The sequence below is a fragment of the Anaerobacillus sp. MEB173 genome (assembly GCF_052119505.1).
GTDB lineage: Bacteria > Bacillota > Bacilli > Bacillales > JBJMAU01 > JBJMAU01.
The window spans coordinates 96502-113455 of sequence record NZ_JBJMAU010000004.1 but is presented as its reverse complement, the minus strand read 5'-3'; the positions used below and the strand labels follow the sequence as shown (position 1 = coordinate 113455).

Sequence of the window (16954 nt, the reverse complement as noted above, 5' to 3'; positions counted from 1 at the left end):
AATTAAACATTATAAGAAAATTAACCCACCCCCCTTAAAGGAAGAAACACAGGTATCGCAACTGTTTGACACCTGTGTTTTCTTATTTAAACTTTAAACTTCACCGTTTTTAAACTTATTTTAGAAATAGTTCTTGGAGTTTGGCTTGTTCGTTTGTTTGTTCTAATGTGACCATCAGTTTCAGTCTTGCTTTTTGTCCATTTAATCCATTTGAAAAAATAATCCCCATATCCTTTAATTGTTTACCCCCGCCTTCATAACCATAAGTATCTTGCACAATGCCATTAAAACTTCGGGAGACGAGAACGATAGAGATTTTTTTATCCAACAGTTTTTTTAAATCAGGGACAACAGCCGGAGGTAAGTTTCCTTGGCCAAGAGCTTCAATCACTAACCCATCAATATTCAATTGGTTAACAGCCTGAAGTAGTTCTTTGTCCATACCTGCATAGGCTTTTAAAAGGATCACTTTTTTGGATAGTTGCTTAATTGTATAACGGTCCCTTGATTTTGGAACGTGATGGAAAAAGACACCGCGTTTTGTCACGATCCCAATTGGACCGTATTGTGGACTTTGAAACGTCGAGACATTACTTGTATGTGTCTTTGTTACATTCTTAGCTGTATGTATTTCATCATTAAAGACGACAAGAACCCCTTTACCATTCGCTTCATCATGGGCTGCAACTTTGACGGCAGTAATTAAGTTATGTGGACCATCTGATCCTAATTCATTACTTGAACGCATTGCTCCAGTCACGATCACAGGAACTTCAGTTGGTAACAGAAGATCAAGTAAGTACGCTGTCTCCTCTAATGTATCGGTCCCGTGAGTAACAACGACTCCATCGAAATGCTCAGTATCAATTCGTTTGGTGATACGTATCATTAATTTAAACATGTGATCAGGTGTCATATGCGGAGAGGGTAAATTAAGAAAATCCTCTTCCGTAATATAGGCAAAGTTAGCTAATGATTGTACAGTTATATGCAAAGGATTTTTTTCGCCCGGTTTTACAGCACCAGTTTCCTCATCTTCACTCATCGCAATCGTCCCGCCAGTATGAATGACTAAAATTTTTTTCATAATAGACCTCCAATGATTTGGTAATTCATAGATAGTTCGTAACAGTTGTACATTTTCATAATAAAAATTACATGATACCATTAGCATAGATGATGTTTTTATTTCATTATTCATACCATAATTTTCTACATACGACAATCAATAAATTCAATGAAAGCTAAGGGGAACGTTTACTCATGTTTGCTGTTATTTCCGCTGGGGTTGCACCTGGAGTTGCATTACTCTGCTATTTTTATTTGAAAGACCAATTTGAATCAGAGCCTATTGGTATGGTGATACGCAGTTTTATTATAGGGTCACTATTAGTATTTCCGATCATGGTTATTCAATATGCTTTTCAAGAAGAGGGTCTCTTAACATCTTCATTAGCTCAGGCTTTTATTATTGCTGGGTTTTTTGAGGAGTTTTTTAAATGGTTTATCCTATACTATACTGTATATAAGCATGTGAAATTTAGTCAGCATTATGATGGGATAGTATACAGTGTGGCGATTTCTTTAGGGTTTGCAAGTATAGAAAATATTTTTTACTTAGTTGCCTATGGACTTGAACAAGCGTTAGGACGTGCTTTATTACCAGTCTCAAGTCATGCTCTGTTCGGTGTGCTGATGGGTTATTATTTAGGAAAAGCAAAGTTTGATCAAAAAGGACACCGGAAAGGATTTTGGATTGGCTTATCCTTATTTATTCCTTGGCTTTTCCATGGCACATATGACTATATTCTGTTATCGTTTCATACGAATTGGATTTATATAATGATACCGTTTATGGTATTCCTCTGGTGGCTCGCACTGAAAAAAGTGAAAGCAGCAAATAGAGTGGAGAGTTTAGAGTGAAGAGTTTAGAGTTTAGAATATTGAAAGTTAATTCAACGAAGTTTACTTAAGAAGCGTCTTTGAAATAGCATGAAAATAACTCTAAACTCTACATTCGAAACTCTAAACTTGATTTTTAATTATAAATTCATCCGACTTTGGTCATTATGTTAATACGTACTAATATGAAGGGGAGATGTGTTTTATGGCCGCGGAGCGTTATCGAGTAGTCATTCGTTGTAATGAATGTGGAGAAAAGTTTATATTGAGAGGGCGACCTAACAAAGAGGGTGGGTATGACACGGGATTTAAACGATGTGTTTGTGGCAACGAGGAGAAACTGGAAATTGATGTTTCACCTGAATAAAGTATAAGCCGTTTCGCTTTCGTATATTAAAGCGTTTTCATGATAAAAACTTAGAAAAATGATGTAAATACTATTGCATTAATTCAAAATTTAGTGTAATTTAATTACAACATATTAATATTCAGAATTTAAAATTATTCTTATCAAGAGAGATGGAGGGAATGGCCCTATGATATCTCAGCAACCAGCCAATTTTTATATTGGTCAGGTGCTAATTCCACCAAGTTGCTGAAGCAACTTGAAAGATAAGAGGAGTGACGTAACAAAGTACGCCTTCTTCTTATTTTTTAGAAGAAGGCTTTTCTATTATAATTTTCGTTTATAACATACGAGGAACTACATAGGAGGAGAGCATAAATGAGTAAAGAGAATGTACAAACGACATTAGCGCAAATCGGCAATCGAAGTGAAACAAGAACAGGTACAATTAATCCTCCTGTTTATTTTTCTACTGCATACCGGCATGAAGGGATAGGTCAATCAACGGGATATGATTATCAGCGAACAGGTAATCCAACTCGTGAGATATTAGAGCAGGCAATTGCCAAATTGGAAGAAGGGGATAGAGGTTTTGCCTGCAGTTCAGGGATGGCTGCAATTCAAACCGTTCTATCATTATTTGAACAGGGAGACGAAATTTTAACATCCCAAGATCTTTATGGCGGTACATACCGCTTGTTTGAACAGGGGTGGACACGATGGGGACTATCGTTTACGTATGGTGACAGTAGAGACATAGAAGAGTTTGAAACCTTAATTAACGAAAAGACGAAAGCAATTTTTATTGAAACCCCAACAAATCCATTAATGCAATCTACAGACATTGCGGCAGTAAGTAAAGTCGCTAAGAAACATGGTCTATTACTCATTGTGGACAATACGTTTTATACCCCGTATATCCAAAAGCCAATCCTGGATGGAGCGGATATTGTGATTCATAGTGCAACAAAATATTTAGCTGGTCACAATGATGTTCTAGCTGGTCTTATCGTTGCAAAAGGGGAAGAACTTTGTGAGAAGATCTTCTTTTACCACAATGGAATTGGAGCGACGTTAGCACCTTTTGATTGTTGGCTTGTCATTAGAGGGATGAAGACATTAGCTCTTCGAATGGAACAGCACGAAAAGAATGCAAAAAAGATTGTTGACTACTTGTCTGAGCATGATTGCATTACAGATGTTCTTTATGCAGGTCGAGGCGGGATGATTTCCTTTAGAGTGAAAAATGAGAATTGGGTCAATCCATTTTTACAAAACTTGCAACTTATTTCTTTTGCTGAAAGTTTAGGTGGAGTTGAAAGTTTACTAACGTATCCCGCTACGCAGACTCACATGGATATTCCTGAGGAAGTTAGGATGTCATACGGGGTATGTAATCGACTTCTCCGTTTTTCAGTAGGAATTGAGCATTATGAGGATTTAATAGCAGATTTAAATCAAGCATTTGCGAAAGCAAAGGAAGCGGGTGGAGAGAATGAGTAACGAAACTTACAGTTTTCAAACGAGATTATTGCATAACAATCATAAATACGATGAACTAACCGGAGCAGTTAGTGTACCGATTCAGCATGCATCAACGTTTCATCAGAAAAGTGTTGAAGAATTTGGACCATATGATTACGGGCGTTCTGGTAACCCTACGAGGGAAGCTCTTGAGGAGACGATTGCCAGTCTTGAAGGAGGCAGCCACGGTTTTGCTTATTCTTCAGGAATGGCGGCTATTTCTCTTTCATTTATGATTCTATCACAAGGTGATCACGTCGTTTTAACGAAGGATGTATACGGCGGAACATTCCGTTTTGTAACCCAAGTTCTAACTAGACTCGGAATTGAACATACATTTGTTGATATGACTAACCTTGAAGAAGTCGCGGCTAATATTCAAGAAAATACAAAAGTTCTTTATGTGGAAACACCGTCAAATCCTACATTAAAGATTACCAATATTCAAGCAATTTCGAAGTTAGCCAAACAACACAATTGCTTAACATTTGTTGATAATACATTTATGACACCTGCCTTACAACGTCCATTAGAGCTTGGGGCAGACGTTGTCCTTCATAGTGCTACGAAGTTCATTGGTGGCCATAGTGATGTAATTGCTGGTTTGGCTGTAGTCAATGATGATGAATTAGCCAGTCAGTTTAAGTTTTTACAGAACTCGTTTGGGGCAGTGTTAGGTGTTCAAGATGCTTGGATTGTTCTGCGCGGGTTAAAGACATTACACATACGTATGGAGCACTCATCCAAGGCTGCTGACGTTCTTGCAAAATGGCTAAATGAAGTACCTGAAGTAAAGAATGTCTATTATTCCGGGCTTCCAACTCATCCGGGCTATCAGCTTCAAGCAGAGCAGGCAACCGGGCATGGAGCGGTATTTTCATTTGAATTAGAAGACTATGAAGCTGTTAAGAGGTTTGTAGAATATGTAAAAATTCCTGTTTTTGCTGTTAGTCTTGGTGCAGTTGAATCCATTCTTTCGTATCCGGCTACAATGTCACACGGTTCAATGCCGAAAGATGAGCGTGAAAAAAGAGGCATCAGTGATGGATTATTACGTATTTCAGTCGGTTTAGAAAAGGTTGACGATTTAATTGCAGATTTTGATCAGGCATTTGCAAAATTGCGTCAAAAAGAGCAAGTTTAATGGTTAAAAAGTTGTATGATAGATTAGGATGAGACGTCTTTTCATATGGGAGAGGGTAAAAATATGGGACTGTTAGAAGATTTAAAAAGTAAGGTATTGATCGGGGACGGAGCAATGGGGACGCTCTTGTACTCAAAGCAAATTGACCGCTGTTTTGAAGAGTTGAACCTTTCCCATGGTCAACAAATTAAAGAGATCCACCAAGCTTATGTTAAAGCTGGGGCTCAAGTAATACAAACAAATACGTATGCAGCAAATACCATTAAATTAGCTCGCTATGGTTTGGAGAAAGTTGTAAAAGATATCAATAAAGCTTCTGTAAAGTTAGCAAAAGAAGCGGTTGGTGACGAAGCTTATATACTCGGTACCATAGGTGGAATTCGGGGTTTTCAGAAGGAAGCAATTGATTTAGAAGAAATTAAACAAAGCTTTCGGGAGCAGTTCTTTTCATTAGCTGAAGAAGATATTGATGGTGTTCTTTTGGAAACATACTATGATTATCATGAGCTCAAAGCAGTATTGGAAATCGCTCGTAGTGAAACGAATTTACCCATTATTGCTCAACTTTCACTTCAAGAGGTTGGGGTGCTCCAAAATGGTGTAGAACTTTCTAAAGCCTTTGATTCCTTAATTGATCTCGGTGCGGATATTGTCGGGTTGAATTGTCGAATGGGCCCGTATCATATGATTCGTTCACTCGAACAAGTGCCACTGCCGGATCGTGCTTTTTTATCAGCCTACCCAAATGCGAGCTTGCCTGATTATCGTGATGGGCGATTTGTTTATCAATCAAATCCGGATTATTTTGCCGAAAGTGCATTGAGTCTGCGTGAACAGGGAGTCCGATTAATCGGTGGTTGTTGTGGAACGACGCCAGCCCATATTGAAGCAATGGCAAATGCTGTGAAGGGATTAGCTCCTGTTACACATAAAGTCGTAAAACGACATAGTGTTCCTAAAGAGTCAATTACTATTTTGGAGCAGCGTGAAAAGCCGCTTCATGCAATTGTGAAGCAGCGCTCTTCTGTTATCGTTGAATTAGATCCTCCGAAAACTCTGGATACATCACAATTTATCGAGGGTGCAAAACAACTGAATGCTGCAGGCGTAGATGCTGTGACAATGGCTGATAACTCATTAGCATCACCAAGAATTAGTAATATGGCATTAGGTTCAATTATAAAAAATGAGTTAAATGCAAGGCCACTTGTCCATGTTACTTGTCGTGACCGTAATTTAATTGGATTACAATCCCATTTACTTGGACTTCATACGCTTGGTATTGATCAAGTATTAGCGGTTACAGGAGATCCAACAAAGGTTGGAGACTTTCCGGGAGCAACATCAGTATATGATTTGTCATCGTTTGATTTGATCCATTTGATGAAGCAAATGAATGAAGGAATATCATTTTCCGGGAAATCGTTAGGGCAGAAGACTTCCTTTTCAATAGCGGCTGCTTTCAATCCGAACGTCCGTCATCTCGACCGAGCAGTTAAACGTTTAGAGAAGAAGATTGAATGTGGTGCGGATTATTTTATGAGTCAACCAGTCTACAGTGAAAAGCAAATAGTTGAGATTTATGAAGCGACTAAGCATTTAAATGCACCGATTTATTTAGGGATAATGCCATTAACAGGTACTAGAAATGCGGAGTTCCTTCATAATGAAGTACCTGGCATTAAACTAACGGATGAGATTCGCCAAACAATGGCAGCATGCGGGGAAGATCGACAAAAAGGTGAACAAGAAGGTTTGGCCATTGCCAAATCATTAATCGATGTTGCCTTTGAATATTTTAACGGATTATATATTATTACTCCGTTTTTCCGCTACAATATGACAGTTGAGCTTACAAAATATGTAAAAGAGAAAGAGGAAGCTAGAGCGAAGAGTCGAGTTAGAAGCTTAAAGTAAATGTATAATTTATAATTTACATTATAAATTATAAATTGTTTTTTAATGAAGGGACGATCATCAATGGATGTTACTAAATTTGAACAACAATTAAAGAAGAAAATTCTTGTTTTAGACGGTGCGATGGGAACTATGCTTCAGCAAGCCAATTTATCTGCAGATGATTTTGGCGGAGAAGAGTATGAAGGCTGTAATGAATACTTAAACATAACAGCACCTGATGTGATCGAAACGATACATCGTGCTTATTTTGAAGCAGGTGCGGATGTCGTTGAAACGAATACGTTTGGGGCGACAAATATTGTTCTTGCAGATTATGATCTTCAGCATCTCGCAGAAGAAATCAATATTAAATCAGCACAAATAGCTCGAAAGGTTGCAGATGAGTTTTCGACACCTGACTGGCCTCGTTTTGTTGCGGGGGCAATGGGACCAACAACGAAATCACTGTCAGTTACTGGAGGTACAACTTTTGAGGAACTAATTGCTGCTTATGAAGAACAGGCAATCGGGTTAATTAAAGGCGAAGTTGATGTCCTTCTTCTAGAGACAAGTCAAGATATGCGTAATGTAAAAGCAGCGTTCATCGGTATTGATCAAGCCTTTACTAAATTAAAGAAAAAGCTTCCGATCATGGTCTCTGGGACGATTGAGCCAATGGGGACAACTTTGGCCGGTCAAAATATTGAAGCATTTTATGTTTCGCTTGAGCACATGAAGCCAGTTGTTGTTGGTTTAAACTGTGCAACTGGACCAGAGTTTATGAGAGATCATGTTCGTTCACTATCTGAGCTGGCAACAACTGCAGTTAGCTGTTATCCTAATGCAGGTCTACCTGATGAGGAAGGGAACTATCATGAGTCACCTGAATCACTGGCAACAAAGCTTGCTGGTTTTGCTGAAAAAGGCTGGTTAAACCTTGTTGGTGGATGTTGTGGAACGACGCCAGAGCATATTAAAGCGATCGTTGAAACAATGAAAAATTATCAACCAAGACAGCTTAAGGAGAGTCATCTCCCTGCTGTAGCTGGAATTGAACCGTTACTTTATGATGATAGCATGCGTCCATTATTTGTTGGGGAACGTACAAATGTTATCGGTTCAAAAAAATTCAGAACACTTATTGCTGAAGGCAAATATGAAGAAGCTTCGGAAATTGCTAGAGTTCAGGTGAAGCGTGGTGCTCATGTCATTGATATTTGCTTGGCAGATCCAGATCGTGATGAACTTAAGGATATGGAAGAATTTTTAAAATTCGTCATCAATAAAGTTAAAGTTCCTCTCATGATTGATTCTACAGATGATGTTGTCATTGAAAAAGCATTAACGTATTCGCAAGGAAAGGCGATTATTAATTCAATTAACTTAGAAGACGGTGAAGAGCGATTTGAAAAAGTAGTACCGCTTATTCATAAATTTGGTGCTGCTGTTGTTGTAGGTACAATTGATGAAGAAGGAATGGCTGTTACTGCAGAGCGAAAATTGGAAGTTGCCAAGCGTTCGTATGACCTGCTCGTGAACAAATATCATATAAATCCTCAGGATATTATTTTTGACCCGCTTGTTTTTCCGGTTGGAACGGGTGATGAACAATATATTGGTTCTGCAAAAGCGACGGTGGAAGGAATCCGCTTAATTAAAGAGGCGATGCCAGAATGTCTGACAATACTCGGTGTTAGTAATGTTTCCTTTGGATTGCCACCAGTTGGCAGAGAGATTTTAAATGCAGTTTATCTGTATCACTGTACACAAGCCGGACTTGATTATGCAATTGTTAATACTGAAAAACTGGAGCGCTATGCCTCCATTTCTGATAAAGAAAAGGACATGGCTAAACAGCTTTTATTTGAAACAACGGATGAGATATTAGCTGAATTCACTGCTTTTTACCGTGGAAAAAAAGCAGTTGATAAAACACCAAAAACAAATATGACACTTGATGAGCGCCTTGCTAATTATGTTGTTGAAGGATCAAAGGACGGTTTAATTGATGATTTAGCTAAGGCATTAGAGGTATACGAAGCACCACTTGACATCATTAATGGGCCATTGATGACCGGAATGGAAGAAGTGGGACGACTATTTAACAATAATGAGCTGATTGTTGCTGAAGTTCTGCAAAGTGCGGAAGTAATGAAAGCCTCAGTTTCATATTTGGAAACATTTATGGAGAAAAAAGAAGATGCTGACGACAGTGGTAAAGGAAAAATTTTACTTGCTACTGTTAAAGGTGATGTTCACGATATCGGGAAAAACCTCGTTGAAATTATCCTTGGTAATAATGGATTTAAAGTTGTCAATTTAGGGATCAAAGTAACATCAAATGAATTAATTGAAGCAATTAAACGAGAAAAACCTGACGCAGTTGGTCTTTCAGGGTTACTTGTGAAATCGGCACAGCAAATGGTCTTAACCGCACAAGACTTACGTCAGCAGAATATCTCAATTCCAATTCTTGTTGGTGGTGCTGCGTTAACTAGGAAGTTTACCGACACAAAAATTGCCGCTGAATACGAAGGTCTTGTCCTATATGCAAAAGATGCAATGAATGGTTTGGATATCGCCAACCGTCTCTATAAGGAAGAAGAACGTGCAAAATTAATGCAAGAAATGAAAGAGAAAAAAGAACAACAAAGTATGAATGTACAAACTGAAGTTCTTCCATCATCTAACACAGCAACAGCAGTTGCAGTTCGATCTGATGTGTCAACTGCAGTCGCTGTTCATACACCTCCAGACTTGAAACGTCATGTATTACGTGATTATAAACTTACTCATTTGAAACCGTACATTAATTTACAAACGTTACTTGGAAAGCATTTGGGCTTACAAGGAAAAGTAAGTCGTCTCTTAGCTGAAGGTAATGAAAAGGCCGTAGATTTAAAAGAAAAAGTAGATGAACTGCTAGTTGAAGCAAATGAAACTGGTCTACTTTCGGCAAGTGGGATGTATCAATTTTTCCCTGCGCAAAGCGAAGGAAACGATATTCTTATTTATGATCCTAATGACGCCAAAACAGTGATTGAGCGATTCTCATTCCCTCGGCAAGAGAAAGCGCCGTATCTTTGCTTAGCTGATTATCTTCGTTCAGTTTCAAGTGGAGAAATGGATTATGTTGGTTTTCTTTCAGTTACGGCAGGGAAAGGTGTACGCCAGAAAGCAACAGAAGCGAAAGAGAGTGGCGACTTTTTACGAAGTCATTTAATTCAGGCTGTTGCATTAGAGCTGGCAGAAGGGTTTGCTGAACGTACGCATCAGCTTATGCGTGATAAATGGAGCTTTCCAGATTCGCCTGATTTAACAACGCAAGACCTGTTCTCAGCAAAATATCAGGGCATTCGAGTGTCATTTGGTTATCCAGCATGTCCTAACTTAGAAGATCAAGAAAAGCTTTTCCGTTTAATTCATCCAGAGGATATTGGTGTGAAATTAACTGAAGGATTTATGATGGAGCCGGAAGCATCCGTTACCGCGATGGTCTTCGCCCACCCAGAAGGGCGATATTTTAACGTCGGTCAATTTGAATAGGAAATTGTTAAAGAGTTATTGCTGAATGGAGCAATAACTCTTTTTTTGTTTTGCAACCAGAGTAAGCAAAATAATTCTAAATTCTACATTTTAAATTCTAAATTGCAATTCTCGGTTAACTTGTATAAAAATTGGTTGGATACAAACACTATCCATATCATTTTTTACTAGCATAAAAAAGCAAATAAAAAAGATTAGGGAGGCTATGCAGCATGAGCAAGACATGTCAATTTATAAAGTTCCCCCTTATTTGCCTAATGCTTGTTGTACCGTTATTTGTTTTGGCTGAACAACACCCAGCTGAAGCATTCACAGACCAGGTGATACAGCAGGGGGCAACAGGAGATGATGTTGTTGAATTGCAAGCGAGGCTTCAGTATATCGGTTTCTATAATGGAACGATTAATGGAGTTTTTGGTTGGCAGACGTATTGGGCAGTAAGAAACTATCAGCATGAGTTTGGCCTTGAAGTTGATGGACTTGTCGGGCCTAAAATGAAAGATATGCTAATGCGTTCAACGAAGTATGACAAGGAATTTGTTCATAAGGCATTGAATGAAGGGCGCAAGTTTACTCATTATGGCGGGGTGCCAAACCATATTCAGAAAGGTGAAAAAGGAAGTAAAGATCGTGCGAAAGGTCAAGGTGGGGTGAGATCGCCACAGAAAGGACAACAAGGAGGTCAAACACCTCAAACGGGTCAAACGCCACCACAACAGGGTCAAGCACCACAACAAGGTCAAACGCCACCACAACAGGGTCAAGCACCACAAGGAGGTGGTCAAACACCTCAACAAGGCCAAGCACCACAGGGAGGTCAAGCGGATCAAGCGCCGCCACAGCAAGACCAGCCACCACAAGGAGGTCAGACGCCTGCAGGGGAAACACCGCCACAAGAAGAAACACCAGCACCGGCACCTGAACAAGCTGAACCTCAGGATAATGAGGCGAATATTCAAAAAGCAATTAATGTACCTCAAGGTTTTTCGGAAAATGATATTCAGATTATGGCAAACGCTGTTTATGGGGAAGCAAGAGGTGAACCTTACATTGGACAAGTGGCAGTAGCAGCTGTTATTTTAAATCGCGTAAATAGTCCTACATTTCCAAATACAGTACATGGTGTCATTTTTGAGCCGAGAGCATTTACAGCAGTAGCAGACGGTCAAATTTGGTTAACTCCAAATGATACAGCTAGACGCGCCGTTTTAGATGCGATAAACGGTCAAGATCCAACTGGTCATGCTTTGTATTATTTTAACCCGGATACGGCAACATCAGGATGGATATGGACAAGACCGCAAATTAAAAAAATCGGGAAACATATTTTCTGTAAATAATGGAGGTGAAAAAGAATGATACGATCAATCTTAATTGGTATTTTAGCAGTAGCGATCGTTTCTACAGGGTACTGGGGTTATCAAGAGCACCAAGAAAAAAACCAAATACTAATTAATGCCGAAAATAATTATCAGCGGGCTTTTGGTGAACTTACATATCATATTGACCAGCTGCATGATGAAATCGGTTCAACATTAGCGATGAATTCGAGAAACCATCTATCAAGCTCGTTAGCAGATGTATGGAGAATAACATCACAGGCGCAAAGTGAATTAGGGCAACTTCCACTTGCATTGATGCCATTTAATAAAACAGAAGAGTTTCTTCATAATATAGGAAACTTTGCTTATCGTACAGCAGTACGTGATTTAAATGATGAACCATTATCCGACGCCGAATATAAAACATTACAACAGCTTTATAAAAATTCAGGAGAGATTCAAAATGAACTTCGTAATGTTCAATCGCTAGCACTAAAAAATAATTTGCGTTGGATGGATGTAGAGTTAGCGCTGGCGTCATCAGAAGAACCTCTTGACAATGAAATCATCAACGGGTTTAAGTTAGTCGATGAAAAAGTAGAAGGATTCAGTGAAGTAGACTGGGGTGCAGATATGGCTGCAATGCTTGAAAATGATGAGGATCTAAGTAAAAACTTAAAAGGTGAAGACATCAATGAAGAACGTGCAAAACAAATCGCAATGGATTTCTTTAATCTAGATGATCATGTAAAGATTGATGTAAATGAAACAGGTGATGGATTAGAGTACAAAGCTTATAGTTTATCGGTCGATGATCCAGAGACTAAGGCCAATATGTTTCTCGATATTACAAAGAAAGGTGGACACCCAGTTTGGGCACTCCAACATCGTGATGTTAAAGAGCAGCAGATTAGTTTAAACGAAGCATCTGAAAAAGCGAAATCTTTCCTCGAACAACGAGGGATTGAAAATATGCAATTAGTTGATAGTAAACAGTATGACAAAATCGGTGTCTTTAATTTTGTATACTTGGAAAACAACGTAAGGGTTTATTCCGATTCAGTCGTTTTAGAAGTTGCTCTTGACAATGGTGATATAGTGGGATATGAAGCAATGAGTTATTTATCCAATCATAGGGATCGGGATCTTAATTCACCAAAAATAGACATTGAAGAAGCAAAAACAAAGGTTAATCCAAATTTAGAGGTAATGGAAGATCATATTGCTTTAATTAAAAACGATATTGGTGAAGAAGTTCTTTGTTATGAATTATTCGGTACAATCAACAATGATACCTATCGTATATTTATAAATGCCGAAGATGGCAGTGAGGAACAAGTAGAAAAGTTACGAAATGCTGAGCCGGTATACGATAATGAGAACGCCGCATAAGATGAGTTGATATACCTAATAATTAAACGGTTAATACCATATTTATCATTCGAATGACCTATTTATGATAAGGGGATGTAGTGAAGAAGCCAACTTTTGGCTTCTTCTTTTATTAGAAACATGAGATAATAGATACAGATAGAGTGTTTACCTATATGATGAGGGGAAGTTTTTTAATTGTTAAAAGTGGGAGATACGATTTTTCTTGAGGTGCTTGAATCAGAATCTGAAGACAAAAAACGTTTTAGATGTAGGCTTGTAGATCGAATAAATGAGAAACTATTAGTTGATTATCCCATAAATGAGAAAACAAAAAAAATAGGTTTTTTTAATAATGGAACAAAATTTAAGGCATGGTTTATTAGTAAGGATCGTTCGATCTATTTATTTGAAACTGAGGTGGAAGGTAGAAGGCACGATAATATTCCGATGCTAATTTTAAAGGATCCTGGCAGCAGCACATATAGACGTATACAACGCAGACAATATGTAAGAGTTAAGACAAGTATTGATGTAGCAGTTCACCCGAAAAATGATGAGTTTTCACCATTTACAACAATCACAATAGATATTAGTGGTGGAGGTCTAGCTATTGTTTTACCAGCAAACCGGCAGTTATATCCGAACTCTGCAATTTATTGCTGGTTAGTACTACATACGCAATCAGGGGAAATTCATTATATTCATAGTGAATGCAAAGTAATTCGGGTATACAAAGATAAAAGTGGGGACATGGAGAGGGCCTCCCTGCAATTCGTAACTATTTCTGAACAGGATAGACAAACTGTTATTCGCTATTGTTTTGAAAGACAATTACAACTTAAAAGGAAAAAGAATAAAGAAGATTTTTAGAATATTATGCCTAAAAGTGACAAAAACTAACAAAAAATCTTTGCAAAAAGAGGAATGTTTAATGAAGAAGCAAGAATATATAAATAAAATAGAAAAATTCATCCTAAAGCTACTTATTATTCATTTGCTTTTTTTAGTCTTATCTCAATTTCTCGTACAAGAAGAGGATATTAAACCATATGTAAGTAAAACAGTGCAATATGAAGGGGTGTTTAATCAATCTTTGGAAAAGCATTGGAAACATTAGACCATCTTTCATGAATATGGTATGATTACTATTAACTTACTAGATTTTTAACATTGAGTTACAATAATTAAGTGTGCAGTTCGTTGATAGACGAGATCAGTTTTGATTTTTAATTTGAAGTGAAAATCGTAAATCAACACAATTTTCTCGTACTTATACCCTTTAGGATAGGGTTAGAACTTGTAACTCACATAGGGGTGTATCATGAAGAAAATTAACATTGCCATAGATGGGCCTGCTGGCGCTGGGAAAAGTACTGTAGCGAGATTAGTTGCACAACGCTTATCCTACTTATATATTGACACGGGTGCGATGTACCGTGCATTAGCTTATAAAGCTCTACAGCATCAAGTGGATTTGAATGATGGTGTGAAATTAAAAGAATTATTAGATCAAACAAAAATTGAGCTTTATCCTCTAGGTACTGGTAAAAGTCTTGAACTAGATAACATTGATGTCTCACATGAAATACGTTCCCAGGAAGTGACAAATAACGTCTCCATTGTGGCAAGTCATGCAGCTGTTCGTCATGAAATGTTGCGAAGACAACAACAATTGGCAAAAGCTGGCGGCACAGTAATGGATGGACGGGATATTGGAACAGCAGTATTACCAGAGGCTGAGGTAAAAGTTTTTTTAACTGCATCAGTTGATATACGTGCGAAGAGGCGTCATGAGGAAAATATTGCTAAGGGGTTTGATTCTAACCTGCAGCAATTAAAAGAAGAAATTGCATTAAGGGATAAGAGAGATTCTGAGCGAGCAGTGGCCCCATTGCGAAAAGCGGCTGATGCTGTTGAAATTAATACGACTGAGATGTCGATTGACCAAGTGGTTGAGGATATTTTAGCTCTCGTTAAGGAGAGGGCATGATGCTATGAATCTATATGAAATTGGTCGGACGATTTTCCGGGGCTATTTTAATGTAATGTCCCGTGTAGAAATTATTGGTGCTGATAATGTCCCTGCAGATGGTGGGGTCATCCTTTGCTGTAACCATATTAATAATTTGGACCCGACATTACTTGGGACGTTTTGTAAACGTAAGGTTTTGTTTATGGCCAAAGCTGAACTGTTTTCAATCCCAGTATTAAAAACGGTGCTAACAAAGATCGGAACGTTTCCAGTAAAGCGGGGTATGAGTGATAAGCAAGCTTTACGACATGCTATAAAAGTTTTGAAAGAAGGTCATGTTCTCGGTATCTATCCTGAAGGAACGAGAAGTAAAACCGGGGAGTTAGGGAAAGGATTAGCCGGAGTTGGTTTTTTCGCCTTAAAAACCGATGCTGCAGTCGTGCCTTGTGCTATTGTTGGTGATTATAAACCATTTAAAAAGCTTAAGATGATCTACGGTAAGCCGTTAGATTTTTCAGCGTACCGTGAGCAGAAAATTTCTGCAGAGGAAGCAACTGAATATATTATGTCAGAAATAAAAAAGTTAATTGAGCAACATAAAAGCGAGATATAATTCTCGATTTGCTAGAAATACATATAATTTTATAGTAAACAACAGTTGAGAGCAGATTTAGGTAAATCTCTTTCGCAGATAGTGAAAGTTATTTATAAAATTAGTTGATGTTCCCGATCAAACGGGTCTTTGAAGGAGGCAAATTGGAATGGTGGAAGAAATGAATAATGAAATGACAGAAGTGAAATCTTTTTCTGTAGGAGATGTAGTAACAGGGAAGGTTACTAAAGTAGAAGATAAACAAGCTTTCGTTGATGTTGGTTATAAAGTCGATGGTGTGATCCCGATCAGTGAACTTTCTAGTCTTCATGTTGAAAAAGTCAGCGATGTTGTGTCAGATGGTGAGGAGTTAGAATTAAAAATCTTAAAGGTATCAGACGAAGAGCTTGTTTTATCAAAACGTGCTGTACAGGCTGAAAAGGCCTGGGCTGAATTACAGGAAAAATTGGAAACAGGTGAAATTATCGAAGCAGTTGTTGCTGATGTTGTAAAAGGTGGTTTAGTTGTTGATCTGGGTGTTCGCGGATTTATTCCAGCATCACTTGTTGAGCGTCATTTTGTTGAAGATTTCAGTGAGTATAAAGGACGTACTCTTCGTTTGAAAGTTGTTGAACTAGACCGTGAAAATAACAAACTTATCCTTTCTCAACGCGCTGTTCTTGACCAAGAGGCAAAAGAAGCAAAACAAAAAACATTAAGTGAATTAACACCAGGTGAGGTTGTTGAAGGTACAGTTCAACGCTTAACGAACTTTGGAGCGTTTGTTGATATTGGTGGAGTTGATGGGCTTGTACATATCTCACAATTGGCTCACCATCATGTTGAAACCCCTTCAGAGGTCGTCAAAGAAGGAGATAAAGTAAAAGTAAAAGTCCTTTCAGTTGATGTGGAGAATGACCGAATCTCTTTATCAATTAAAGAAACATTACCAGGACCATGGGAATCTGTAGCATCTACAATTTCCCAAGGCGATGTTGTTGAAGGGGTTGTAAAACGCCTTGTGTCATTTGGTGCTTTCGTAGAGGTAGCTCCAGGGGTTGAAGGACTTGTTCATATTTCCCAAATCGCTAACCGTCATATCGGTACTCCTGGCGAAGTTTTAAAAGAAGGTGAATCAGTTAAAGCGAAAGTTCTTGATGTGAATATTAGTGAAAAGCGCATTTCATTAAGTATTCGTGAACTATTAGAAGAAGAGACGGTTGTTGAATCTAATGAATACCAGCGTGAAGAGGAAAGTACTGGTTTCTCTTTAGGTGACATGATTGGTGACCAACTGAAAAAGTATAAATAAAATTGTAAATAGGTGATGACG

14 protein-coding genes and 1 riboswitch are annotated in these 16954 nt (G+C 38.2%); of the genes, 13 read left to right on the top strand and 1 reads right to left on the bottom strand.

Annotated elements, in window-relative coordinates:
* Positions 1–115 precede the first annotated feature (115 nt).
* On the bottom strand, positions 116–1087 hold the full coding sequence (locus ACJ2A9_RS10375) for an asparaginase (protein WP_441421578.1): 972 nt from the start codon (positions 1085–1087) through the stop codon (positions 116–118).
* Between the two features lie 176 nt (positions 1088–1263).
* Between ACJ2A9_RS10375 and prsW the strand changes: the two genes are divergently transcribed.
* The 13 genes from prsW to rpsA all read left to right on the top strand — a co-directional run bounded on the left by prsW (position 1264) and on the right by rpsA (position 16933).
* Positions 1264–1923, top strand: a complete 660-nt coding sequence (prsW, locus tag ACJ2A9_RS10370; protein WP_441421577.1) for a glutamic-type intramembrane protease PrsW — start codon at positions 1264–1266, stop codon at positions 1921–1923.
* A gap of 184 nt (positions 1924–2107) precedes the next feature.
* The gene (locus ACJ2A9_RS10365; RefSeq protein ID WP_441421576.1) at positions 2108–2269 is read left to right on the top strand and encodes a hypothetical protein; all 162 of its coding nucleotides are present in this window, start codon (positions 2108–2110) and stop codon (positions 2267–2269) included.
* Positions 2270–2406: 137 nt separating this feature from the next.
* Positions 2407–2521: riboswitch (SAM riboswitch) on the top strand.
* A 105-nt stretch (positions 2522–2626) separates the two neighbouring features.
* On the top strand, positions 2627–3751 hold the full coding sequence (locus tag ACJ2A9_RS10360) for a methionine biosynthesis PLP-dependent protein (RefSeq protein WP_441421575.1): 1125 nt from the start codon (positions 2627–2629) through the stop codon (positions 3749–3751).
* Positions 3744–4916, top strand: a complete 1173-nt coding sequence (gene metC / locus ACJ2A9_RS10355; RefSeq protein ID WP_441421574.1) for a cystathionine beta-lyase — start codon at positions 3744–3746, stop codon at positions 4914–4916. The genes ACJ2A9_RS10360 and metC overlap by 8 nt, the downstream gene beginning before the upstream one ends.
* Before the next feature lie 63 nt (positions 4917–4979).
* Positions 4980–6833 (top strand): bifunctional homocysteine S-methyltransferase/methylenetetrahydrofolate reductase, encoded by a 1854-nt coding sequence (locus tag ACJ2A9_RS10350; protein WP_441421573.1) that lies wholly within the window; start codon positions 4980–4982, stop codon positions 6831–6833.
* A 63-nt stretch (positions 6834–6896) separates the two neighbouring features.
* The gene (gene metH / locus ACJ2A9_RS10345) at positions 6897–10361 is read left to right on the top strand and encodes a methionine synthase (RefSeq protein ID WP_441421572.1); all 3465 of its coding nucleotides are present in this window, start codon (positions 6897–6899) and stop codon (positions 10359–10361) included.
* A gap of 212 nt (positions 10362–10573) precedes the next feature.
* The gene (locus ACJ2A9_RS10340; RefSeq protein ID WP_441421571.1) at positions 10574–11701 is read left to right on the top strand and encodes a cell wall hydrolase; all 1128 of its coding nucleotides are present in this window, start codon (positions 10574–10576) and stop codon (positions 11699–11701) included.
* Positions 11702–11716: 15 nt separating this feature from the next.
* Entirely contained in the window at positions 11717–13075 is a 1359-nt protein-coding gene (gene ypeB / locus ACJ2A9_RS10335) for a germination protein YpeB (RefSeq protein ID WP_441421570.1), read from the top strand.
* 186 nt (positions 13076–13261) lie between these two features.
* A complete protein-coding gene (locus tag ACJ2A9_RS10330; protein ID WP_441421854.1) occupies positions 13262–13927 on the top strand; it encodes a flagellar brake protein in 666 nt (221 codons plus the stop codon).
* Positions 13928–13988: 61 nt separating this feature from the next.
* Positions 13989–14174 carry a DUF5359 family protein gene (locus ACJ2A9_RS10325; RefSeq protein ID WP_441421569.1) on the top strand — a complete coding sequence of 62 codons (186 nt, stop codon included), beginning with the start codon at positions 13989–13991 and terminating at the stop codon, positions 14172–14174.
* Positions 14175–14375: 201 nt separating this feature from the next.
* Positions 14376–15047: a (d)CMP kinase gene (gene cmk / locus ACJ2A9_RS10320; protein WP_441421853.1), complete on the top strand. Its 672-nt coding sequence runs from the start codon at positions 14376–14378 to the stop codon at positions 15045–15047.
* 4 nt (positions 15048–15051) lie between these two features.
* Positions 15052–15642, top strand: a complete 591-nt coding sequence (locus tag ACJ2A9_RS10315; protein ID WP_441421568.1) for a lysophospholipid acyltransferase family protein — start codon at positions 15052–15054, stop codon at positions 15640–15642.
* A gap of 148 nt (positions 15643–15790) precedes the next feature.
* A complete protein-coding gene (rpsA, locus tag ACJ2A9_RS10310; RefSeq protein ID WP_441421567.1) occupies positions 15791–16933 on the top strand; it encodes a 30S ribosomal protein S1 in 1143 nt (380 codons plus the stop codon).
* The last annotated feature ends 21 nt before the right edge of the window (positions 16934–16954 follow it).